This window comes from Paracoccus sp. SCN 68-21, assembly GCF_001724535.1.
Taxonomy (GTDB): Bacteria; Pseudomonadota; Alphaproteobacteria; order Rhodobacterales; family Rhodobacteraceae; genus Paracoccus; species Paracoccus hibiscisoli.
On the sequence record NZ_MEES01000006.1, the window covers coordinates 41,755 to 63,831 of the forward strand.

The 22,077-nt window shown below is 68.3% G+C and carries 19 protein-coding genes and 2 pseudogenes; 6 read left to right on the forward strand and 15 right to left on the reverse strand.

Features of this window, described 5'->3' with window-relative positions:
- Positions 1 to 3 precede the first annotated feature (3 nt).
- From ABS73_RS03365 to pyrH, 9 genes are all read right to left on the reverse strand, one after another.
- On the reverse strand, positions 4 to 666 hold the full coding sequence (locus ABS73_RS03365; protein WP_277019865.1) for an OmpH/Skp family outer membrane protein: 663 nt from the start codon (positions 664 to 666) through the stop codon (positions 4 to 6).
- A complete protein-coding gene (gene bamA / locus ABS73_RS03370) occupies positions 666 to 2,978 on the reverse strand; it encodes an outer membrane protein assembly factor BamA (RefSeq protein ID WP_277019863.1) in 2,313 nt (770 codons plus the stop codon). The genes ABS73_RS03365 and bamA overlap by 1 nt, the downstream gene beginning before the upstream one ends.
- 102 nt (positions 2,979 to 3,080) lie before the next feature.
- Positions 3,081 to 4,412 (reverse strand): RIP metalloprotease RseP, encoded by a 1,332-nt coding sequence (rseP, locus tag ABS73_RS03375; protein ID WP_277019861.1) that lies wholly within the window; start codon positions 4,410 to 4,412, stop codon positions 3,081 to 3,083.
- On the reverse strand, positions 4,409 to 5,560 hold the full coding sequence (gene dxr, locus ABS73_RS03380) for a 1-deoxy-D-xylulose-5-phosphate reductoisomerase (protein WP_277019859.1): 1,152 nt from the start codon (positions 5,558 to 5,560) through the stop codon (positions 4,409 to 4,411). Before dxr ends, rseP begins: the two co-directional genes overlap by 4 nt.
- A gap of 3 nt (positions 5,561 to 5,563) precedes the next feature.
- Positions 5,564 to 6,394 carry a phosphatidate cytidylyltransferase gene (locus ABS73_RS03385; RefSeq protein WP_277019857.1) on the reverse strand — a complete coding sequence of 277 codons (831 nt, stop codon included), beginning with the start codon at positions 6,392 to 6,394 and terminating at the stop codon, positions 5,564 to 5,566.
- Entirely contained in the window at positions 6,391 to 7,131 is a 741-nt protein-coding gene (uppS, locus tag ABS73_RS03390) for a polyprenyl diphosphate synthase (RefSeq protein ID WP_277019855.1), read from the reverse strand. The genes ABS73_RS03385 and uppS overlap by 4 nt, the downstream gene beginning before the upstream one ends.
- 7 nt (positions 7,132 to 7,138) lie before the next feature.
- Positions 7,139 to 7,702 (reverse strand): ribosome recycling factor, encoded by a 564-nt coding sequence (gene frr, locus ABS73_RS03395; RefSeq protein WP_136856952.1) that lies wholly within the window; start codon positions 7,700 to 7,702, stop codon positions 7,139 to 7,141.
- A 95-nt stretch (positions 7,703 to 7,797) separates the two neighbouring features.
- A complete protein-coding gene (locus tag ABS73_RS03400) occupies positions 7,798 to 8,538 on the reverse strand; it encodes an ion transporter (RefSeq protein WP_277019936.1) in 741 nt (246 codons plus the stop codon).
- 52 nt (positions 8,539 to 8,590) lie between these two features.
- Positions 8,591 to 9,316 (reverse strand): UMP kinase, encoded by a 726-nt coding sequence (gene pyrH, locus ABS73_RS03405; RefSeq protein WP_277019853.1) that lies wholly within the window; start codon positions 9,314 to 9,316, stop codon positions 8,591 to 8,593.
- Between the two features lie 81 nt (positions 9,317 to 9,397).
- On the opposite strand from pyrH, the gene miaA reads away from it, so the two are divergent.
- Positions 9,398 to 10,294, forward strand: a complete 897-nt coding sequence (gene miaA, locus ABS73_RS03410) for a tRNA (adenosine(37)-N6)-dimethylallyltransferase MiaA (RefSeq protein ID WP_277019852.1) — start codon at positions 9,398 to 9,400, stop codon at positions 10,292 to 10,294.
- A 103-nt stretch (positions 10,295 to 10,397) separates the two neighbouring features.
- Entirely contained in the window at positions 10,398 to 11,441 is a 1,044-nt protein-coding gene (locus ABS73_RS03415) for a helix-turn-helix domain-containing protein (RefSeq protein WP_277019850.1), read from the forward strand.
- Between the two features lie 8 nt (positions 11,442 to 11,449).
- On the opposite strand, the gene ABS73_RS03420 is transcribed toward ABS73_RS03415, so the two are convergent.
- Positions 11,450 to 12,202: an RlmE family RNA methyltransferase gene (locus ABS73_RS03420; protein WP_136856948.1), complete on the reverse strand. Its 753-nt coding sequence runs from the start codon at positions 12,200 to 12,202 to the stop codon at positions 11,450 to 11,452.
- Between the two features lies 1 nt (position 12,203).
- A pseudogene (locus ABS73_RS03425) lies at positions 12,204 to 13,317 on the reverse strand (Ppx/GppA phosphatase family protein).
- A gap of 148 nt (positions 13,318 to 13,465) precedes the next feature.
- On the opposite strand from ABS73_RS03425, the gene ABS73_RS03430 reads away from it, so the two are divergent.
- Positions 13,466 to 14,917 carry a TrkH family potassium uptake protein gene (locus tag ABS73_RS03430; protein ID WP_277019848.1) on the forward strand — a complete coding sequence of 484 codons (1,452 nt, stop codon included), beginning with the start codon at positions 13,466 to 13,468 and terminating at the stop codon, positions 14,915 to 14,917.
- Here ABS73_RS03430 and ABS73_RS03435 read toward each other — a convergent pair.
- Positions 14,914 to 16,206 carry a peptidoglycan-binding protein gene (locus ABS73_RS03435; RefSeq protein WP_277019847.1) on the reverse strand — a complete coding sequence of 431 codons (1,293 nt, stop codon included), beginning with the start codon at positions 16,204 to 16,206 and terminating at the stop codon, positions 14,914 to 14,916. The two genes, ABS73_RS03430 and ABS73_RS03435, sit on opposite strands and share 4 nt — an antisense overlap.
- A gap of 119 nt (positions 16,207 to 16,325) precedes the next feature.
- On the opposite strand from ABS73_RS03435, the gene ABS73_RS03440 reads away from it, so the two are divergent.
- The 3 genes from ABS73_RS03440 to glyS are packed head-to-tail and all read left to right on the forward strand — an operon-like array spanning position 16,326 to position 20,052.
- On the forward strand, positions 16,326 to 17,246 hold the full coding sequence (locus ABS73_RS03440; protein ID WP_277019845.1) for a glycine--tRNA ligase subunit alpha: 921 nt from the start codon (positions 16,326 to 16,328) through the stop codon (positions 17,244 to 17,246).
- Positions 17,243 to 17,713: a DUF6446 family protein gene (locus tag ABS73_RS03445; protein WP_277019844.1), complete on the forward strand. Its 471-nt coding sequence runs from the start codon at positions 17,243 to 17,245 to the stop codon at positions 17,711 to 17,713. Before ABS73_RS03440 ends, ABS73_RS03445 begins: the two co-directional genes overlap by 4 nt.
- A complete protein-coding gene (glyS, locus tag ABS73_RS03450; RefSeq protein WP_277019842.1) occupies positions 17,713 to 20,052 on the forward strand; it encodes a glycine--tRNA ligase subunit beta in 2,340 nt (779 codons plus the stop codon). Before ABS73_RS03445 ends, glyS begins: the two co-directional genes overlap by 1 nt.
- Before the next feature lie 117 nt (positions 20,053 to 20,169).
- Here glyS and ABS73_RS03455 read toward each other — a convergent pair.
- The 3 genes and pseudogenes from ABS73_RS03455 to ABS73_RS03465 all read right to left on the reverse strand — a co-directional run.
- A pseudogene (locus ABS73_RS03455) lies at positions 20,170 to 20,916 on the reverse strand (succinate dehydrogenase iron-sulfur subunit); the annotation flags it as partial.
- 13 nt (positions 20,917 to 20,929) lie between these two features.
- Positions 20,930 to 21,754 carry a hypothetical protein gene (locus ABS73_RS03460; RefSeq protein ID WP_277019839.1) on the reverse strand — a complete coding sequence of 275 codons (825 nt, stop codon included), beginning with the start codon at positions 21,752 to 21,754 and terminating at the stop codon, positions 20,930 to 20,932.
- Positions 21,751 to 22,074, reverse strand: coding sequence for a hypothetical protein (locus ABS73_RS03465; RefSeq protein ID WP_286693399.1), 324 nt, complete (start codon positions 22,072 to 22,074; stop codon positions 21,751 to 21,753). The genes ABS73_RS03460 and ABS73_RS03465 overlap by 4 nt, the downstream gene beginning before the upstream one ends.
- Positions 22,075 to 22,077 lie beyond the last annotated feature (3 nt).

Here is a 22,077-nt window from a genome sequence, read left to right on the forward strand (position 1 = left end):
CGCTCAGCGCGCGGGTTCGGGTTCCGATACGGGCGGCACAGGCAGCGGGATCACGCCCTCTCCGTCGCCGATGCGGTCGTTCAGGGCGGCGACCAGCTGTTCGGTCACGTCGATGGCGTCCAGCGAGACAAAGATCGTGCGCCGGTCCAGCACCGCGACGGCGCCCCGGTCCTGCATGATCTGGCCCATCACCGGCAGGGCCGCGCGAAAGAATGCGGCGCGATCGGCCTCGGCCCACGCATTCAGATTCTGCACCGCCTCGGCGCGTTCACGGCGGATTCGGGTGGCGCGCAGATCAAAGCTCTCGGCCAGCTGGCGGAAGCGGTCGGCAGGCAGCGTGGCACGCTGTTCGGTCAACCGCGCCTCCTCGGCGGACAGAAGCTGGGTCAGGCGGTCGTTTTCCTCGGCGATCAGCGCGCCCTCGGCCTCCAGCCGGTCCTGCGCGCGAAGGCCCCAGGCCGAGGTCAGATACAGCACGTCCTGATCCAGCGTCAGGATGGGCGCGCTGTCGGCCATCTCTCCGGGGCCGGGCAGCGTGGCATTGGGCAGGACCGGGGGCGCGGCGATGGGCGGGACCTGTGGCACCGCCTCGTCCGCCAGCGGCTCCTGCGCCAGCGCGGGCAGCGCCAGAAACGCCAGCCCCGCCATCAGCCCCAAGCCCCGCATCAGAAGTTCGTCTGGATCGTCAGGTCGAAATTCTGCTCTCGGTCATAGTCTTCCTTGCGCAGCGCCTGCGAAAAGTTGAACCGCAGCGGCCCGATCGGCGTGGTCCAGAAGATCGACGCGCCCACGGCGGCGCGGACATACATGTCGTCATCAATCGTGACCTGACCCAGGTCGGCCGTCTGATATGTGACCCGGTCCAGGCCCCACAGCGATCCGACATCCGCGAACAACCCGCCCTGGATGCCATATTCCTCGGGCAGGCCAATGGGGAACTGCGCCTCGGCGCGGGCCGCCCAGTAATAGTTGCCGCCCAGGCCGTCCTCATTGTCAGCCGCCAGATCGCGGGGGCCCAGGCCGTTCGGCTCGAACCCGCGGATGCGGTTGCCGGTGCGGAAGCGGTCCAGAATCCAGGTCGAATAGTCGCCATAGGAATAGATCGCGCCCGCCTCGACCTCGGCCCGCAGGGTCACGCTGTCGCGCCAGGCGGTGCTTTCGACGCCAGCCAGGGCGGTGGTGGTGATGGTCTTGGTATCGCCCCCCGCGCCCGCGAAATCCTGCGAGAAGCGGAACCGATAGGCGGTCAGCGGGTCCAGCCCGGTGCGGCGCGAATCCCAGTTGTAGGTGTACCCAAGCGACGAGGTCAGGCGCGTCCCCTCCTCGTCGATCAGGATCTGAGAGCTGTCCTCGGTGACATTGCTCAGCTTGTCCTCGGACAGGCGATAACGCAGCTCCAGCCGCGCATTGTCCGAGATGGGGAATTCCAGCGACGGCTGGATGCGGATCTGGCGGGTGTCATAGTCCGAGTTCAGGCCCTCGGTCTCGACATAGTTCGCCGAGAACCCGAATCGCAGGTCGCGGCCCAGAAAGAACGGCTCGACAAAGTTGATGGCCGCGGCCCGGTCGTCCGATGCGGTGGACAGCTGCAACCCGACCGTCTGACCGCGCCCAAGAAAGTTCTGCTCGGTCAGGCCGATGTTGAAGCCCACCCCGGAATTCACGCCATAGCTGGCGCCCAGGGACAGCGACCCGGTGGGCTGCTCCTCGACATTGACGCCGACGATGACCTGGTCGGGGCTGCTGCCCTCGCGGGTCTGGACCTGCGCATCCGCGAAATAGCCCAGCGCGCGCACGCGTTCTGCGGAATTGCGGATCTCGCGCGGGTTGAAGGGGTCGCCCTCGACGGTGGTGAACTGGCGGCGGATCACCTGGTCCAGCGTCGTGGTGTTGCCCTCGATGTCGATGCGCTCGACAAAGATGCGCTCTCCGCGGGTCAGGGCGAATGTCAGGTCCAGGGTCTGGGTCTGCGGATTGCGGGTGACGCGCGGCTCGATATTGACGAAGTTCAGGCCCTGCTGGATCGCGATAGTCTCCATCCGCCGGATCGACGTGTCGATGACCGAGGGGTTGTAGACCGATCCGCGCCGCACGCGGCTCTGTTCGGCGAAGGCGCTGGCATCCAGGCCGGGGATCTCCGAGACGGTATCGACCCGCCCGAACCGGTAACGCGGCCCCTCCTGGATGTTGAAGGTGATGAAGAACGCGTCGCGTTCGCGCGCGATCTCGGGGGCCACGCCCTGCACCCGGAAATCAGCATAGCCCTGAGAGCGATAGAAATCGGTCAGCAGCTGCTCATCCAGCGGGATGCGCTCGGGCGCGAAGGTGTCGCGGCGGATGAAGGTGCGCAAGAGGCCCGCCTGCTTGGTCTCCAGCACGTTGCGCAGACGCCGGTCCGAAAACGCGCGGTTGCCGACAAAGCTGATGCGCTCGATCTCGGTGACGTTGCCTTCGCGGATCTCGAAGACCAGATCGACGCGGTTGCCGCTGCGGCGGATGATGCGCGGATCGACGCGGGCGGCCAGGCGGCCTTCGGCGGCATAGGTCTGGGCGATGGCCTGCGCGTCCTGGATGGCCTGGGCGGGCTGATAGACGCGGCGCGACTGGCTGCGCACGATCTCGGACAGGCGGGCGTCGTTCAGGCGGCGGTTGCCCTCGAACGTGATCTGGTTGACGATCGGATATTCGGCGACCCGCACGATCAGGGTGCCGCCCTGCGGGACCAGCTCGACCGTCTCGAACAGGCCGGAATTCTGCAACCGCTGCAGCGCGTCGTTGATCTGGCCGGGGCTGACATCCTGACCCTGCGGCAGGGCCAGCGTGGACAGCACGGCCCCCGTCTCGATCTGCTGGTTGCCCTGAACCTGGATGCTGCTGAAGACCACGGCGGCGGCAGGCTGCGGGATCATCCCTGCGGGCACGGCGATTGCCAGCGACGTCACCAGCGCCAACGCGCCCTTGCCCAGTTTCCGTTCCATGATGGCCCCTCTTGTGTCCGCCTGCACGCGCCCGGTTCGGGCTGTCGTTTTGCCTATGGTCTGTAGCCCCAACAGGGCCGGGCTGTCAAAAGCGCATGCACGTCAGGGGCAGAAAAGATCGTTGGTCAGGCCGAAAATCATCAGGGACAGCACGGCGGCCATGCCGATCGCGGTCAGAAGGTTCAGCGCCTTGTCCGACGGCGGACGCCCGCGCAGGGCCTCATAGGTGTAAAACATCAGATGCCCGCCATCCAGCACCGGGATCGGCAGCAGGTTCAAAAACCCGATGGCCGCCGACAGGACCGCGATCCACCACAGGAAGTTCGCGCCCCCCGCGCTGGCCGCCTGCCCCGTGCTTTCGGCGATGCTGATCGCGCCGCCCAGGTTGCAGGTGCCGATCTGCCCCGAGATCATCGCCCACATCCCCGTCAGGGACGAGGTGATGATGCCCCAGGTCTGGCCCGCGCCCAGGGACAGCGCCTCCAGCGGCCCGGCGCTGCGGGTCTGGGGGGTGAAGAAGCTTTCGCCCCCCGTGACGCCGATCAGCCAGCGCTGCTCGAACCCGCCGCCCTGGGCGGGCAGGTCGGACAGCTTGGGCGTCAGGGTGACGGCGACGTCACCCACGCCGGGGCGCCACAGGCTCAGCGCCAGGGGCGCGCCCTGGGCGGCCTCGACCGCCTCGCGCATCTGGGTAAAGCGGGTGACGGGCTCTCCGTCGATGGCCAGGACGACATCGCCCGCGCGCATGCCCGCCGCCGCCGCCGCGCTGCGCGGCGCCACGCCGCCGATGCGCGCGGGCATCGGGTCGGGGCCGGTCACGGTCAGGGTCCGGCCGTCGCGTTCGACGCGCCAGTCCTGCTGGGCTGCCACCGGCAGGTCGGGGGTCAGGGCGCCGATGTCGCGCCAGGTGGCGACGGGCTGCCCGCCAAGCGCCACGATGCGGTCGCCGGGCTGCAGCTCGTTCCGGATCTCGGGCGGGGCCTCGCTGATGGCGCCCACGCGGACCTCATCGACCGGCAGGCCCTGGACCACGGCAAAGCCCGCAAAGACCAGGATCGACAGCACGAAATTGAACACCGGCCCGGCCAGCAGCGTGGCGAACCGTGCCCACAGCGGCGCCCCCTGCAGCGTCTGCCGCCGCAGCGCCGGATCGACAGCGCGTCCCGGCCCTGCGCTGGCCACGTTGTCGTCGCCCATAAAGCGGACGTATCCGCCAAGCGGCACCGCCGCCACCTGCCAGACCGTACCGCGCCGGTCGCGGCGCGCGAACAGGCGCGGGCCAAAGCCGACACTGAACACCTCGGCCCGGATGCCCGACCAGCGGCCCACGATGTAGTGGCCGTATTCATGCACGGTCACGATCACCGCCAGCGCGGTGACAAAGGCCAGCAGCGTCCACAGCGTGCCTGCGGTCTGGGCAATCAGGTCCATCATCGGGCGGCCTTTCTTCGGGCCAGGCCATCCCAGTGCAGGACGGCGGGCAGGTCTTGGGGGTCCCGGGCAAAGCCCGGCTCGGCGGAGAGCGCCTCCAACGTGGCCTCGACGCGCGGGGCCATCTCGGTGAATCGGATGCGGCCCGCGATGAAATCGTCCAGCGCCTGTTCCTTGGCGGCGTTGAAGACCGCGCCTGCGGCCCCGCCCGCGGCCATCACCTCGCGCGCCAGGCGCAGGGCGGGCCAGCGGACCTCATCGGGGGCGCGAAAGGTCAGGCTGCCAAGCGCCGCCAGATCCAGCGCCGCGACCGGCAGCGGACGGCGTTCGGGCCAGTGCAGCGCATAGCCGATGGCGTGGCGCATATCGGGCGCGCCAAGATGCGCGATGCTGCCGCCGTCGTGATGTGTGACCATGGCGTGAATGATCGATTCCGGATGGACCAGAACCTTGATGCGGGCGGCGTCCAGGCCAAAGAACTCCTTGGCCTCGATCACCTCCATCGCCTTGTTGAACATCGACGCGCTGTCGATGGTGATGCGCTGGCCCATCGCCCAGTTCGGATGGGTCGAGGCCTCGGCCACCGTCGCCGCCGCCAGCCGCTCCAGCGGCCAGTCGCGAAAGGCGCCGCCCGAGGCGGTGATGGTCACATCCTTGACGCTGTCGAGGTTATCCGCACCAAGCGCCTGAAAGATCGCGGAATGCTCGCTGTCCACCGGCAGGATCGTGGCCCCCGACCGCGCGCCCGTGTCGCGCAGCAGCGCGCCTGCGCAGACCAGCGATTCCTTGTTGGCCAGTGCCAGAACCCCCCCCTGCGCCAGCGCGGTCAGGCCCGGCGCCAGACCCGCAGCACCCACGATGGCCGACAGGATCCAGTCGGCGGGACGGGCCGCGGCATCCAGCAGGGCGGCCTCTCCGGCGGCGGCCGCGACCCCGCTGCCCGCCAGCGCCGCGCGCAGATCGTCCAGCAGATCGTCATGGGCCGTGACGGCGATCTCGGCACGCAATTCGCGGGCCATCTGCGCCAGACGGGCGATGTTGCGCCCGCCGGTCAGGGCCACAACGTGATAGTCACCCGGCGCGCGGCGGATCAGATCGACGCCATTGGCCCCGACCGATCCGGTCGCGCCGAAAATGGAAATGCGTCGCATGTCTCAGTTCACCACGGGCAGGCTGGTCACGAATCCGATCAGCATGGTGGCCAGCACCGCGCCCGTCACTGCGTCAAAACGATCCATGAAGCCGCCATGACCCGGAATCAGGTTCGAGCTGTCCTTGACCCCGGCCCGCCGCTTCAGCCAGCTTTCGGCGATGTCGCCCATCTGGCCCGCGAAACAGACCAGCGGCGACACCCAGATCAGCGTGGCATCCCCCCGGTCCGTGGCCCAGAGGATCGCGCCGAAGAGGCACGCCCCGATCCAGCCCGCAATGGTGCCCGACCAGGTCTTCTTGGGGCTGAGCGCGGCCCAGAATTTCGGCCCGCCCAGGATGCGGCCAAAGAAATAGCCCGCCGTGTCCGAGATGATGATGACCCCCATCAGCCACAGCACAAAGTTCAGGCCAAAGCTTTCGCGGAACAGCACCAGCTCATAGGCGACCAGCAGGATCGCCGCGCCAAAGATCGCATAGGTCGCCCGGTCGCGCCGCGCCGCCCCCGGCAGGCCCAGCAGCAGCGGCAGCGACAGCGCCAGCCAGGCCCAGGGCAGCCCGGTCAGCGCCACCGCCTGCGCCACGCCCGCGATCGCGGCCAGCGCGATAGGGCGAGAGCGTCCGAACAGGGTGACGTGGCGGGCCGGGTTCTTCCAGCCGGTCATTGCCGCCAGCTCCCAGAAGGTGATGGCGGTGATGATCGCCATGCCCAGCCTCAGCCAGGGACCCTGCGCCACGGCCAGCAGCACCCCGATGGCCAGCAGCACCAGCGTCGAGGCCACGCGGCGCGACAGGTCACCCCATTTGCCGCCCCCGGTGATCGGTGCCGCCCTCATGCGCCGCCAAAGCGCCGGTCGCGCAGGCCGAACCGGTCCAGGATCGTCGCCAGATGGTCGGGCGTGAAATCGGGCCACAGCGTCGGCGTGAATTCGTATTCCGAATAGGCCGCCTGCCAAGGCAGGAAGTTCGATGTCCGCGTCTCACCGGAGGTGCGGATCACCAGATCGGGATCGGGATGACCGGCGGTGTCCATGCAATCGGCCAGATCGGCCTCGGAGGGGGACGTGACCTCGCCCCGCGCGATGCGCTCGGCCAGCCGGGTCGAGGCGCGCACCAGCTCATCGCGGCCGCCATAGTTGATCGCCACCGTCAGGTTCAGCCGGGTGTTGCCCGCCGTCCGCGCCTCGATCGAGGCCATCAGCTCCTGCAGCTTGCGGTCCAGGCGCGAGCGTTCGCCGATGAAGCGCATGCGCACCCCCTCGCCCGACATCTCCTCGGCCTCGCGCTGGATGTAGCGGCGAAAGATCTTCATCAGACCCAGGACCTCCTCGGTCGACCGCTTCCAGTTCTCGGTCGAGAAGGCATAGATGGTCAGCCAGTCCACCCCCAGATCAGGGCAGGCGCGGACGATCTGCTTGACGCGTTCGGCGCCGCGCCGGTGGCCGACCAGGCGCGGCCAGCCGCGTTCGGTGGCCCATCGGCCGTTGCCGTCCATGATGACGGCGACATGGCGGGGACGTGTCGTCGTCCCCTCTGCCACGGCCGTGGTCGCTGCGCCTCTGGGCCAGGCCATGATCCGCTCAGACCTGCATGATTTCGGCCTGCTTGGCCGTCAGCGCCTCGTCGACCACCGCGATCATGCGGTCGGTCAGGGACTGGATCTCGGTCTCGTAGAGCTTCTGGTCGTCCTCGGGCATGCCGGCGGCCTTGGCCTTCTTGACCTGGTCCATGCCGTCGCGACGCACGTTGCGCATCGAGACGCGGGCGCTCTCGGCATATTGGGCGGCGACCTTGGTCAGCTCGCGGCGGCGTTCCTCGTTCAGCTCGGGGATGGGCAGCATGATGATGGTGCCGTTGGTCTGCGGGTTGATGCCCAGGCCGCTTTCGCGCAGGGCCTTTTCGACCTTGTTGACCATGCCCTTGTCCCAGATGTTGATCGTGACCATCCGCGGCTCGGGGACGTTGACGGTGCCCAGCTGGTTGATCGGCGTCATCTGGCCATAGGCCTCGACCTGGACCGGGTCGATCATCGAGGCCGAGGCCCGCCCGGTGCGCAGGCTGGCGAATTCGCCGCGCAGACTGTCAATGGCGCCCTTCATGCGCCGCTCCAGATCGTCGATATCGATGTCGATGTCCTCAGCCATGTCGGACTGCCTCTGCTTTGGAATTTTTTTCGCTTGTAACCACAATGCCGCAGATTGGCAAAGCCTTTGCCCAAGGGTCCGGCAGCGACCCACCATCAGTGCGCATCGCCCGAACCCCCGTCGCGTCGCATCCGTTCCTCGATCGCGGTCAGGCGCGCCAGCACCTCGTCGCGATAGGCCTCGGTCGCGGCGTTCTCCTCCTCCTGATGGGCCTCCTGCATCGAATTCACGATCAGACCGACGACCAGGTTCATCACCGCGAAGGTCGTCATCAGGATGAAGGGCACAAAGAACAGCCAGGCCTGCGGATAGACATCCATCACCGGGCGCACGATGCCCATCGACCAGCTTTCCAGCGTCATGATCTGGAACAGCGAATAGGCGGAATTGCCCATGTCCCCGAACCATTCGGGAAAGGTCGTCCCGAACAGCTTGGTCGCCATGACGGCGAAGATGTAGAAGATGATTCCCATCAGCAGGAACACCGACGCCATGCCAGGCAGCGCGGACAGAAACCCCTCGACCACGCGGCGCAGGCGGGGGGTGACCGACACGATGCGCAAGAGCCGCAGGATGCGCAGCGCGCGCAGCACCGACAGCCCCTGGGTGGCCGGCATCAGCGCGATGCCCACGATCAAGAAATCGAACACGTTCCAGCCGTCGCGGAAAAAGCGCAGCCTGCGGGCATAGAGCTTCATCGCGATCTCGATCACGAAGATCGACAGGCAGGCCGCATCCAGCGCCAGGATCAGCGGCCCGGCGCTGGCCATGATCGCAGGCGACGTCTCCAACCCCAGGATCATGGCGTTGAACAGGATCACCCCGGTGATCACCATCTGCGCGCGGGGTCCGTGGATCAGCCGATCCACGCGCCCGCGCAAAGTCGCGTCAGTTGTGGACACGGGTCGAGATCCCCCGGCCTTCCAGGATCGAGCGGAACCCGCCCGGCGCGTCCAGCGAGAACACGATGATCGGCAGCTTATTGTCACGCGCCAGGGCAATGGCGGATGCGTCCATCACGCCCAGATGCTTCTGCAGCGCCTCGTCATAGGTGACCGTCTCATAGCGCTTGGCGTCGGGGAACTTGTTGGGGTCCTTGTCATAGACGCCATCGACCTTGGTGCCCTTGAAGATCACCTCGCAGTTCATCTCGGAGGCGCGCAGGGTGGCTGCGGTGTCGGTGGTGAAATAGGGGTTTCCTGTGCCGGCCGCAAAGATCACGATCCGCTTCTTCTCCAGGTGGCGGATGGCACGGCGGCGGATATAGGGCTCGCAGACCTCGTCCATGCGGATCGCGCTGATCACGCGGCAATGCAGGCCGCGCGCCTCCAGCGACGACTGCATCGCCAGCGCGTTCATGACGGTCGCCAGCATGCCCATATAGTCGGCGGTGGTGCGCTCCATCCCCTGCGCGCTGCCCTGCAGCCCGCGAAAGATGTTGCCGCCGCCGATGACCATGCAGACCTCGACGCCCATGGCCTGCACGGCCTCGACCTCGCTGGCGATGCGGGCGACGGTGGGCGGGTGCAGGCCATAGCCCTGGTCGCCCATCAGCGCCTCGCCCGAGATCTTCAGCATCACGCGGCCATATTGCCTGGGGGTCTCGGTTGTCATTGGGGGGCTCCTGTCGCCGGTCGCTTTCATCGCGCCGTTAAATGTCGCAAAAGGGCGGCCGGATCAACTGCCGGATGGCCCATGCGTGACCCTGACCTGACACAGATCGACGCCACCCGCCATCTTGTGATCGCGGGGCCGACCGCCAGCGGCAAATCGGCGCTGGCGCTGGCGGTGGCCCAGGCCCAGGGCGGCACGGTCGTGAATGCCGATGCGCTGCAGGTCTGGTCCTGCTGGCGGGTGCTGACCGCGCGCCCCTCCGCGACTGATGAGGCGCTGGCGCCCCACGCGCTGTACGGTCATGTCGCGCCGGGGGCTGCCTATTCGGTGGGCGACTGGCTGCGTCAGGTGGCCGGGCTGCGGGGGCGGCTGATCGTGGTGGGGGGCACGGGCCTTTACCTGACCGCGCTGACGCGGGGGCTGGCGCAGATCCCCGCGACGCCGCCCGCCCTGCGGGCCCAGGCCGATGCGCGGCTGTCCGAACCCGGCGGCCTGGCCGGTCTGATCGCGGAACTGGACTCGCAGAGCGCCGCGCAGATCGACCTGCGCAACCCCGCCCGCGTCCAGCGCGCGTGGGAGGTTCTGGCCGCCACCGGGCGCGGCATCGCCGCCTGGCAGGCCGACACCCCGCCGCCCCTGATGCCGCCCGACACCTGCCAGCGCATCGTGATCACCAGCGACCGCGACTGGCTGGCCGATCGCATCGCCCGGCGATTCCACGCCATGCTGGAGCAGGGCGCCCTGGACGAGGCGCGCGCCATGCAGCCGTATTGGGCGCCCACCGCGCAATGGGCGCGGGCCATCGGCGCGCCGGAACTGATGGCGCATCTGCACGGCGCGCTGACCCTGCAGGAGGCCACCGAACGGGCCATCATCGCGTCCCGGCAATATGCAAAGTCGCAGCGGATCTGGTTTCGGGGCCGGATGCGCGACTGGCATCTGTGGCAGGCGGGCAACGCCGGGCCGATCGCGTCATGATTGTGCGAAACCCGCAGATGATTCATTGAGTTTCAACCGGGATGGGCAATAATCCGCCCATAAGCTGCCGGTCGATGCGGCCGGCTCAGGACAGGCGGGGAATATGTCTCTCTGGGAACGCTCTGGCTGGAAGGGGGGGGTTCCGTTCTCTCCGACGCGCCTCGGCCCGCTTGGCCGGGCGGTGCGCGGACAGGGCGGTGACGTGGATGTGACCGCCGCGTCCATCTGCGACAAGGGCGCGACGCTGCCGCGCATCACCCCGGCGGCGCTGTCCTATGGGCGCATCGTGGTGCCCGACGCGCTGACCGTGCGCGTGACGCCGGCCTCGCGCCGCACCGCGCCGCGTCGCGCCAGCCTGCGTCTGTTGCCCATCGGCGCCTTCACCTGGGGCAGCGCGACCCCGCCCGCCCAGCCCCGCACCCGCCCCGACCACACGCTGATCTGGGTGACCGGCGGGCGGATGCGGCTGGATTTCCCGCGCAGCGGCACCATCCTGGAGCCGGGCGACGTGCGATTCATCCCCTCGGGCACGGCCTTTGCCGCCCGCCCCCGTGCCGGGGCAGAGGGGCATGTGCTGCTGATCTCTCCCGAACTGGTGGCCGAGGTTGATCCCCCCCTGCCCCGCAGCGTCACGGCGGGCTGCATCGGTCAGGGCGCGGCGGTCCTGGCCGCCACCCTGCAGGCCCTCGTCGAGGAGGCCGCGCGCAGCCCCGACCGCAAGGCGCTGGACTGTTATCTGAACGTGCTGTCGCTGCGCCTGTCGCGGCTGGACCCAGAGCGCGACAGCCGCACCCCTGCGGGCGCGGCGCTGGCCGACAGGCCGCTGGTCGACAGGTTCCTGGCGCTGTCCGCCAGCGAGATCGGGTCCGACCGCACCCTGGCCGATCTGGCGCAGGATCTGGGCACCACGCTGACCCAGCTGGACCGCGCCTGCCTTCAGGCGCGCGGCCGCCGCGCGATTGATCTGGTGCATGAACAGCGTCTGGAACGCGCCGCCGAACTGCTGCGCCATACCGACCGGCCCACGCCGCGCATCGCCCAGGATCTGGGCTATGCCAGCCATGGCCATTTCACGCGGATCTTCGTGGCGGCCACCGGGCGCACGCCCGAAACCTATCGCCAGCAGATGACCCGGACGCCGGAGTAAGGGGTCGCTCAGCCCGCCTCGGGCCCGGTCAGCGCCTCGCGGCCGCGGAAGCCCATGGCGACGACGAACTTCTCGGAACTGTCGCTGCGGCTGGCGGGCGGCTTGACGTTGGCGACTTTGGTAAAGTTGCGCTTCAGCATCGCCTGCATCTCGGTCTCGGCCCCGCCTGCCAGAACCTTGGCGACAAAGGTGCCGCCCGGCTCCAGCACGTCGAAGGCCAGCTGGGCCGCGGCCTCGACCAGGGCCACGATGCGGTTGTGGTCGGTGTTCTTGTGCCCGGACGCCGATGCGGCCATGTCCGACATCACCACATCCGCAGGCCCGCCCAGCCAGCCCTTGACCAGATCATCCGCGCCGTCGGACAGGAAATCCAGCACGTGGATCTCGGCCCCCGCGATCGGATCGACCTCCTGCAGATCCAGGCCCAGCACGCGCCCGACCTTCTTGCCCGATTTCTCGCCCAGGGCGTTCACGCGGGCCACGGCCACCTGGCACCAGCCGCCGGGCGCACAGCCCAGATCGACGACCCGCGCGCCGGGCACCAGAAAGCGGTACTTGTCGTCCAGCTCGATGATCTTGTAGGCCGCGCGCCCGCGATAGCCCTCGCGCTTAGCGCGGACCACATAGGGGTCGTTCAGCTGCCGTTCCAACCACAGGGTCGAGGACAGCTTGCGGCCCTTGGCGGATTTCACGCGCACGCGCAGATCGCGCGCACCGCGCCCGCTGGTCTTGCCGTCCCGGCTGGTCGGTGTCTTCGTCATCTCATGCCACTCCGTTCAAACCTTCCGGCGCCAGCACCCCATCGCGCACCATCTGGGCATAAAGCAACCCCTCGCGCAGGCCGCGATCTGCGACCGACAGCTTGTTCGTGGGCCAGACGCGCATCAGCGTCTGCAGGATCGCCGCCCCCGACATGATCAGCGCATGGCGCTCGCGGCCGATGCGCGGGTCGGTGCGCCGCCCCTCGGGGCCCAGCTGCAGATAGCTGTGGATGACGCGGTCGATCTGGTCGCTGGTCATCTCCAGCCCGTCCACCTTGGTCCGGTCATAGCGGCGCAGGCCCAGAAAGCTGGCCGCGACCGTGGTGACCGTGCCGGAGGTGCCGATGATCTGGAACCCCTCGTCCGGCGATCCGTCCGCATAGGGGGTGAAATTCGCCAGCGCCTCCTCGAAGAACCACGACATCAGCGCGAACCGGCCCTGATCGTCCTCGACATCCGCGAACTGGTCGCGCAGCGTCGCCACGCCCAACGGCACGCTGATCCAGTCGACCACGCGCGCGCCGCCCGGCTGCGGGTTCCCGAAGCCGTCGGACAGGCGCATGATGGCGCGGGGCCGCTCCTTGGGCTCGACGTCCTCCAGGTCGATCCAGACCAGCTCAGTCGAGCCGCCGGACCACCATCAGCGTCTCGGTCTTGTGGCTGACCAGCGGGGCGCAGCTGATCACCGCCAGCCGCGCCTCCTCCTCGGACCCGATGATCTCGATGGGCAGGCCGGTCTCGCGACGGATGGTGCGCAGGAAATCGCGGCTGTTCCTGGCCCTACGGCATGCCTCGGTCGCCACAAGGCGCATGTTGCGCACCTTGTGCTGGTCCAGCTTGCGCTTGCAGACCTGAAGCGCGTGAACGGTACGCGCCATCGAGCTGCGGGACAGGCGTCCCGAAGCTTCCAGCCCCTGACCAAGCTGAACCGGCTTGGAGAAGCTGTCGACGACCTGAAACTGACTGCCCGTCGGTCGGGCAATCAGCATCCGGCAAGAATTGGTCCCAAGGTCGAGCGCAGCATAAAGCGCCCCCTCCTCGGGGTGTCGGGTGCCCGACGGTTCGACCGTATTTCTCGGGACCACGTCCGCACCCGCAGGACGCTTGGGCGTCATGACACACGCCCTCCGATGACAAGTTGAACAAAACGTAACCTGCCCAAGGCCGCCATTCAAGGGGCCGCCGTGCCACAGACGCCGCGCGCGTGCGCTGCCCGCCCTCGTGGGCCTTGACGCGACCGTGACCGCGCGGCAACCAAACGCGATGATAGACATCCGCCCCGTCGCCCATCCGATCGGAAAGATCCTGACCGCGATCGGCGCGTTCATGCTGTTCCCGATGGCGGTCGATGCCTGGAACGGCGATCCGCATTGGGTGGTGTTCCTGCAATCGGCGGTGATGACCATGGTCGCGGGCGTGATGATCGCGGTCACCACGGCGGGGCGCTATGACCACCTGACGCTGCACCAGGCGTTCCTGCTGACCTCGGGGATCTGGCTGGTGCTGCCGACCTTCGGCGCGCTGCCCTTTGTGCTGGGCGCACCGGATGCCAGCTTTACAGATGCGATGTTCGAATCGATGTCGGGGTTCACGACCACCGGCACGACCGTGTTTCCGGTGCTGGACGGGATGCCGCGCGGCATCCATCTGTGGCGGTCGATCTTGCAATGGGCGGGCGGCCTGGGGATCGTCGTGGTCGCGATGGTCTTCCTGCCGGTGATGAAGGTCGGCGGCATGCAGTTCTTTCGCTCCGAAGGGTTCGATACGATGGGCAAGGTGCTGCCACGCGCGGGCCAGATCGCCGGAGAGATGACGCAGCTGTATCTGATCCTGACCGGCGCCTGCATCATCACCTATCTGCTGCTGGGGCTCAGCGGCTATGACGCGATCGTCCATGCGCTCAGCACCATTTCGACGGGCGGGTTCTCCAGCTATGACGCCAGCTTCGGGCAGTTTCTGGGCGCGCCGGAATGGGCGGCCTGCGTGTTCATGCTGCTGGCCTCGATCCCGTTCATCCGCATGGTCCAGCTGATGCGGGGCCAGGCGGCGCCGCTGTGGCGCGACGTGCAGGTGCGCGCCTATCTGCGCTGGACGGCGTATGCCTGCGGGGTGATCGTGCTCTACCGGGTGCTGTGGCTGGGCCAGACCGCCCACCCCGAGGAGATGCTGCGCGAGACCGTGTTCAACGTCGTCTCGACCTTTTCGGGGACGGGCTTTGCCTCGACCGACGTGACGCAATGGGGCCACCTGCCGCTGGTCGTGCTGGTCCTGGCGGGGCTGATCGGCGGCTGCACCGGGTCGACGGGCTGTTCGGTCAAGGTGTTCCGATACCTGGTGCTGTTCGAGGCCGTGCGCGCCCAGATCCGCCGCATGCAATCGCCGCGCCGCATCTATCCGCTGCGCTATGACGGACAGCCGCTGGATCAGGACGTGGTCGATTCGGTCATGGCGTTCTTTACGCTGTTCTTTCTGACCTTTGGCCTGCTGATCGTGGGCCTGTCGCTGACCGGGCTGCACCCGCGCACCGCGCTGACCGCCGCCTGGACGGCGATCGCCAATATCGGCCCGGTCTGGGGCCCAGGCATCAGCGCCAACGGATCGGTCGCCGATTTCCCGACCTCGGCCAAGTGGCTGATGACGCTTGGCATGTTCCTGGGCCGGCTGGAGCTGGTCTCGGTGCTGGTCCTGCTGCTGCCGCGATTCTGGCGGGGTTAAGGCAGGGTCGAGGGCGCGGCCCCTTCGTTCGTGCCGGCGCCGTGGCGGGTCAGGCTGTCGCTGATCTCGGCCAGCAGGCGGGTGTGGGTGGCCTCGTCGCCCGCGGGCCAGATCAGCACGTAACCCTCGGCCCGGCCGTCCCGGACCCAGCCTTCGGCGGCGCCCAGATGGGCGTCGTTCCGGCCCTGCAGGGTGACATGCCCCTGCCGGACGGTCCGTTCGGGTTGGGGCACCCAGCCAAGCGCCGTGACCAGCCCCGCCAGGTCCAGCAGCTCCTGCTGGCCGCCCGGCTGGCTGAACAGGATCAGCGCCGCCCCCGACCCGTCACGCGGGCCATAGATCGACAGTGCGCGTTCCGCCCGGTCAAAGGTCAGCGCCCGCATCGGCGCGGTGACGGTCAGCCCGGTGGCCTGATCGACCAGCGGCGCCAGCCCCTGCGCATCGGCCCAGGCCGCGCGCCGCTCCTCCAGCAGGCGCAGCGCGGTGCCCGGATCGGTCGAGGCGCGGGCGGTCGCGATCTCGGCCGCGATGCCGGCGCGGGTCATGGGGCCGTCCTTGCCGTCGATGGCGCCCGCGTAATGCCCCGCCCACCGCAAGGCGCGCTGCACCCGGTCCAGCGGCGGCAGCGGCTCGGGCGCACCGGGGGCGGCCAGATCGGGCGCGGCCCCCTCCTCGACCGCTTGGCCCAGATCGGCGGCGCGGGCCAGGATGGCATCCTCGGGGATCAGCCCGGCCTTGGTCAGCACCGGCAGCCAGGCCCGCCCCGCCTCCTCGGGCACGGGCCCAAGCGTCACCGCAAACCAGCCATCGGACAGCGCCCACAGCCCGGCCTCGGGGAAGGTCGCGCGCAGCCGCTCCAGCGCGGCGCGGCCCTCGGCCTCGGTCGGGGCGGATTCCAGGCGCAGATAGCGGTCGGGCGACGGCGGTGCCTCATCGGGCAACGCGGCGGGCACGGCCAGCGCGCCTGCGGGGGTCAGGGCGGTCCCCTCGGCCGGGGTGCTGACGAACGCGTCCTGCGGCACCTTGCCCGCCTGTTTCAGCTGCTCCAGCAGCGGCCCGGCGCGGTCCGCAGGCAGCGGACCTATGGCGATGCCCGTCCAGCCCCCCGGCAGCGGCAGCGTCACCACCCCGTCGAACCGGTCCGCCCATCCCTGCGCCGCCTGTGCTGCCGCCTCAGGAGAGCGTTTCGCCTCCAGCCGGATCACCGCACCCTCGGCCCCCGCCACGCCGGGCATCAGGGCCAGAACCACCACCGCCGCGTGCCGCATCCGGGTCATCTTTGCCGTCATCCTGATCCTGCCATCCTGTCGCGGGCGCCCACCCGCCGCCGGGCCTTTATTGACCCTGTTCCGCCGCGCGCCTAGAAGACGCGGAACCTTGCGCCCGATCTACCCAAAAGGATGGCCCGATGACCAGCCCCAACCGACCCCGCAGCTTTCAGGAGATTATCCTGCGCCTGCAGAATTACTGGGCCGCACAGGGCTGCGCGGTGCTGCAACCCTATGACATGGAGGTCGGCGCGGGCACGTTCCACCCGGCCACCACGCTGCGCGCCCTGGGCGGGCGGTCCTGGGCCGCGGCCTATGTCCAGCCCTCGCGCCGCCCCACCGACGGGCGGTACGGCGAGAACCCGAACCGCCTGCAGCATTACTATCAGTTTCAGGTCATCATCAAACCGTCCCCGCCCGACCTGCAGGAGCTGTATCTGGGCAGCCTGCGCGCGATCGGGCTGGACCCGATGGTCCATGACGTCCGCTTTGTCGAGGATGACTGGGAATCCCCCACCCTGGGCGCATGGGGCCTGGGCTGGGAGGTCTGGTGCGACGGGATGGAGGTCAGCCAGTTCACCTATTTCCAGCAGGTCGGCGGGCATGACTGCAAACCCGTCAGCGGAGAGCTGACCTATGGCCTGGAGCGTCTGGCCATGTACGTCCTGGGCGTCGAACATGTGATGGACATGCCCTTCAACGCGCCCGACGCGCCCATTCCGCTGAGCTATGGCGACATCTTCCGCCAGACCGAGCAGGAATATTCGCGCTGGAACTTCGATCAGGCCGATACGGACACGCTGTTCCAACACTTCAAGGACGCCGAGGCCGAATGTGCCCGCATCCTGTCGGCCGATCCGACCGACAGCGCGGGCCGCACCATTCCGATGGCGCATCCGGCCTATGATCAGGCGATCAAGGCCAGCCACATCTTCAACCTGCTGGACGCGCGCGGCGTCATCAGCGTGACCGAACGCCAGGCCTATATCGGTCGCGTCCGCGCGCTGTCCAAGGGCTGCGCCGACCTGTTCCTGACTACCGACGCGGCGGGCGCGGCATGAACGGCGGCAAGATCGCCGCGGTCGGACTGCTGGTTGCCACCGTCGCGGCGGGCGGGGGCATGTGGTATGCGCAGGAATACGGCTATTATGACAGCATCGACCCGGCCACCGTCACGCTGGAGGTCGCCACACCTGCTGGCCCGCAGCCGCTTACGATCGCCGATGTCCAGGCCATCGACGCGGGCAGCAGCCCGCTGCGCTGGCGCGCCTGCGCGACGGTCACCGACCTGCCCGCCGACGCCATTCCCTTTCCCGACGCGACGCCCCTGATCGGCCCGCGCTGGTTCGACTGCTTCGATGCCCGCCGGATCGGCGCCGATCTGGAAAGCGGCGCCGCCCGCGCCGTCCTGTCGGTCGAGGACATCCGTCCCGACGTGGACCGCGTGCTGGCGATCTATCCCGACGGCCGCGCCTATGGCTGGCACCAATATCTCGACAAGACCCCGGAACGCGGAGTGATGGACTGATGCCCGACCTGCTGATCGAACTGTTTTCCGAGGAAATCCCCGCCCGCATGCAAACCCGCGCGCGTGAGGACCTGAAACGCCTGGTCACCGACGGCCTGGTCGCGGCCGGCCTGACCTATGCCAGCGCCGGTGCGTTCTCGACGCCCCGCCGCCTGGCCCTGACCATCGAGGGTCTGACCGCCCACAGCCCCACCACGCGAGAGGAACGCAAGGGCCCGCGCACCGACGCCCCCGAAAAGGCGCTAGAGGGGTTTCTGCGTTCGACAGGCCTGACCCGCGATCAGCTGGAGGCGCGCGACGACAAGAAGGGCCAGGTCTGGTTCGCCACGATCACCCAGCCCGGCCGCCCCGCCGCCGACATCGTGGCCGAGGTGCTGGAGACGACCATCCGCACCTTCCCCTGGCCCAAATCCATGCGGTGGGGGTCGGGCAGCCTGCGGTGGGTGCGCCCGCTGCATTCCATCCTGTGCATCCTGTCGGATGAGGCCGGCGCCTCGGTCGTGCCGCTGACCGTGGACGGCATCACCGCGGGCAACACCACCCGCGGCCACCGCTTCATGGCGCCCGCTGCCTTTGCGGTCAACGGTTTCGACGACTATGCCGCCAAACTGCGCCGCGCCCGGGTGATGCTGGACGCCGAGGAACGCGCGTCCGAGATCCGCGCGCAGGCCGACAACCTGGCCTTTGCCCGGGGCTGGCAGATCGTCCCCGACGACGCCCTGCTGGCCGAGGTCGCGGGGCTTGTCGAATGGCCCGTCCCCCTGATGGGCGTGATCGAGGAGCGTTTCCTGGCCCTGCCCCCCGAGGTCCTGCAGACCTCGATGAAAGAGCATCAGAAGTTCTTCTCGGCCCGCAACCCGTCCACCGGGCGGATCGAGGGTTTCGTGACCGTCGCCAATATCGAGACGCCCGATGACGGCGCGACGATCCTGTCGGGCAACCAGCGCGTCCTGGCCGCCCGCCTGTCGGACGCCGCCTTCTTCTGGCAGAACGACCTGCGCGAGGCGAAATCGGGCATGACAGCCTGGGCCGAAGGGCTGTCTGCGGTCACCTTCCACAACAAGCTCGGCTCCCAGGCCGACCGGGTCGAACGCATCGCCGCCCTGGCCCGCGAAATCGCGCCGCTGGTCGGCGCAGACGAGGCTCAGGCCGAACGCGCCGCCCGCCTGGCCAAGCTGGACCTGCGCTCCGCCATGGTCGGAGAGTTCCCCGAACTGCAGGGCACGATGGGCCGCTACTACGCGCTGGAGATGCTGAAAAGCGAAGACATTGAGGAGGAGCATGCGTCCGCAATTGCCGACGCCGCCCGCGACCATTACAAACCCCTCGGCCCCTCGGACGAGGTTCCCACAGCGCCGGTCTCGGTCGCCGTGGCGCTGGCCGACAAGATCGACACGTTGACGGGGTTCTGGGCGATTGATGAAAAGCCAACGGGGTCCAAGGACCCGTTCGCGCTGCGTCGGGCGGCGTTAGGGGTGATAAGGCTGATTATCACGAACAACCTACGATTGGCTCTTAGTAATACGCTGGCTCACGCCGCGGCTGGCGTTTGGTATGAACCAGCGACCGCGAGTAGCATCTACATACTGCCGGAAGGATACTCGCCTGAGGCAAAGAATTGGGTCGGCGTTTGTCATATCCATCCGGAGTCGGAGAGCGTTAGCTATAATATAGACCGCACTACGTTTACTCAGGCTCTGTTGAACCACCGCACCACCGAGGCCGCGGAAGTCTGGTTTGAGGACGTGGATGCTGATCCTCAGCTTGGCGACGAACGGGTGCTGACCGCAGAGGCGCGACTCGACCCGCTCCGTTCCGATCTCCTCTCCTTCATCCACGACCGCCTCAAGGTCTACCTGCGCGACCAGGGCATCCGCCACGACATCATCGACGCCGTTCTGGCGCAGGACGGGAATGACGACCTCGTGCAGGTGGTCAGCCGCGCCACCGCGCTAAACGCGATGCTGGCGACCGAGGACGGCCGCAACCTGACGCAGGGCCTAAAGCGCGCCGGCAATATCCTGGCCCAGGCCGAGGCGCAGGACGGCGTCGAATACAGCTTCGGCGCCGACGTCAAGTTTGCCGAGACGGACCAGGAACGCGCCCTCTTCTCCGCGCTGGATACCGCCGAACCCGCGATCAAGCGCGCCATGGCCGCGCAGGACTTCCCGGCCGCCATGACCGCCATCGCTGCCCTGCGCACCCCCATCGACGCCTTCTTCGACGCGGTCCAGGTCAACACCGACCATCAGATCGTCCGGCGCAACCGCCTGAACCTGCTGTCGCGCATCCGCGAGGCCGGCCGCCAGATCGCCGACTTCACCCGCATCGAGGGCTGAGCACCCGAACCGACGGAAAAGGGCCCGGAGAACACTCTCCGGGCCCTTTTCCATGATCGCCGCCCTCAGGGGAGCCCGAGGGGACGATACGTCCCCTCGGCGGGGGGTGCGGGGGGTCGACGCGATCGCCTTGGCGGGGTTCAACCCCTTGGGGCAGGTGTTGGTGCAGTTCATGATCGTGTGGCAGCGATACAGCTTGAAGGGGTCCTCCAGCTCGTCCAGACGCTCACCCGTGGCCTCGTCGCGGCTGTCGATGATCCAACGATAGGCGTGCAGCAGTGCGGCCGGCCCCAGATAGCGGTCGCCGTTCCACCAGTAGCTCGGGCAAGAGGTCGAACACGACGCGCACAGGATGCATTCATACAAACCGTCCAGCTTCTTGCGATCCTCGATCGACTGCTTCCACTCCTTGCCGGGGGTCGGCGACTTGGTCTGCAGATAGGGGTTAACGGACGCGTGCTGCGCATAGAAATGCGTCAGGTCCGGCACCAGATCCTTTACCACCGGCATATGCGGCAGCGGATAGATCGACACGTCGCCCTTGACCTCGTCGATGCCGAAGATGCAGGCCAGCTTGTTGCCGCCGTCGATCACCATCGCGCAGGACCCGCAGATCCCCTCGCGGCAGGACCGGCGGAAGGCCAGGGTCGGGTCAATCTCGGACTTGATCTTGATCAGCGCGTCCAGCATCATCGGGCCGCATTTGTCCAGATCGACGAAATAGGTGTCCAGACGCGGGTTCTCTCCGGTCTCGGGGTCCCACCGATAGATCTTGAACTTCTTGACGTTGGTTGCGCCCTCGGGCTTGGGCCAGGTCTTGCCGACCCGGATCTGGCTGTTCTTGGGCAGGGTGAACTGGACCATGGGGTAGCTCCTTTCAGAGAGTGCCTTCGGACGGCAAATGCGCCGTGAACAGGGGTTGCGAGCGGGCCACCAAATCGGCCACCCGGTCGCGGGCATGCGGGTTCAGCGCCAGCCCGTTCAGGCGGCGCAGAAATTCGGTCGCGCCGGGGCTCAGACGCTCCATCGCGCGGCTGTCCAGCAAAGGCAATGCGTCAAGACGCGCCTTGGGCACACCGGCCAGGGCCAGCAGCTGGCGTCCGGGCCGATCCGCATCGGATTCGTCCTCCAGACGCAGGCGGCTTACCCGGGCCGCGCCCAGCTCCGCCGACAGGCGGCGCATCAGGTCGCCCCAGCCCGGCAGCGCGGCGGTGCTGTCGCGAAACTGCGCCAGCGTCTCGGCATAGCCGTCGGTGCGGACCGCCTGCGCCCAGACCGAGGGCAGCCAGGCCGTCATCCGCCGCGTATAGACCGCGACATGGGGGGCGTAACCCCGCGCCTCGGCCCGCGCGACGATCAGCGACAGCATCTGCGGCAGCGCCGGAAACAGCCGCGTCTCGCCGCCATTGCCGGGCATGGCGCCGGCCAGGTTCTCGTGGCTGATGATCACGCCCCGCCCGTCGTCGGGCAGCGTGTCCAGAACGGCGTCAAACGCTGCGAACAGGCGGTCGCGATGCGCGTCATCCGGCGTCAGGCTGAAGGCGATGGCCGCGCGTCCCAGGGGCCGCATCGGCGTGCCCTCCTCGGGCGTGCGGACCACCAGCAGGTCGGACAGATCCCGTTCCGACCGGCGCAGAAAGCGTTGCAGGCTGGTCGTCCCGGTCTTCTGGACGCCGACATGCAAAAGCAGCGGGCGGCTCATCGGGTGCCCCGCCAGCCGGGCTGTTCGGCCAGGACGCGGGTCGGGGCCTGACCGGACCGGCGCTGGACACAGCTGCTGAACACGTCAGACGGGTCGCGCCCGCGCAGATAATCGCCGCCGATCTCGAGGTTGACGCTGCCATAGCCGCGCGTCCCCCCCGAGCCAGAGCCGATGCCCATCGCGACGCTGCCGCGCGGGCGCTCGGCCAGTTCGGCGTCACGCAGACAGCTCCGCTCGGCCTGGTCCACCGGGACCGGACCGCAGGCCGCCAGCACCGCAATCAGCGGCAGCAGGCCCATGCGAAGCATCCGCGCGATCATGGC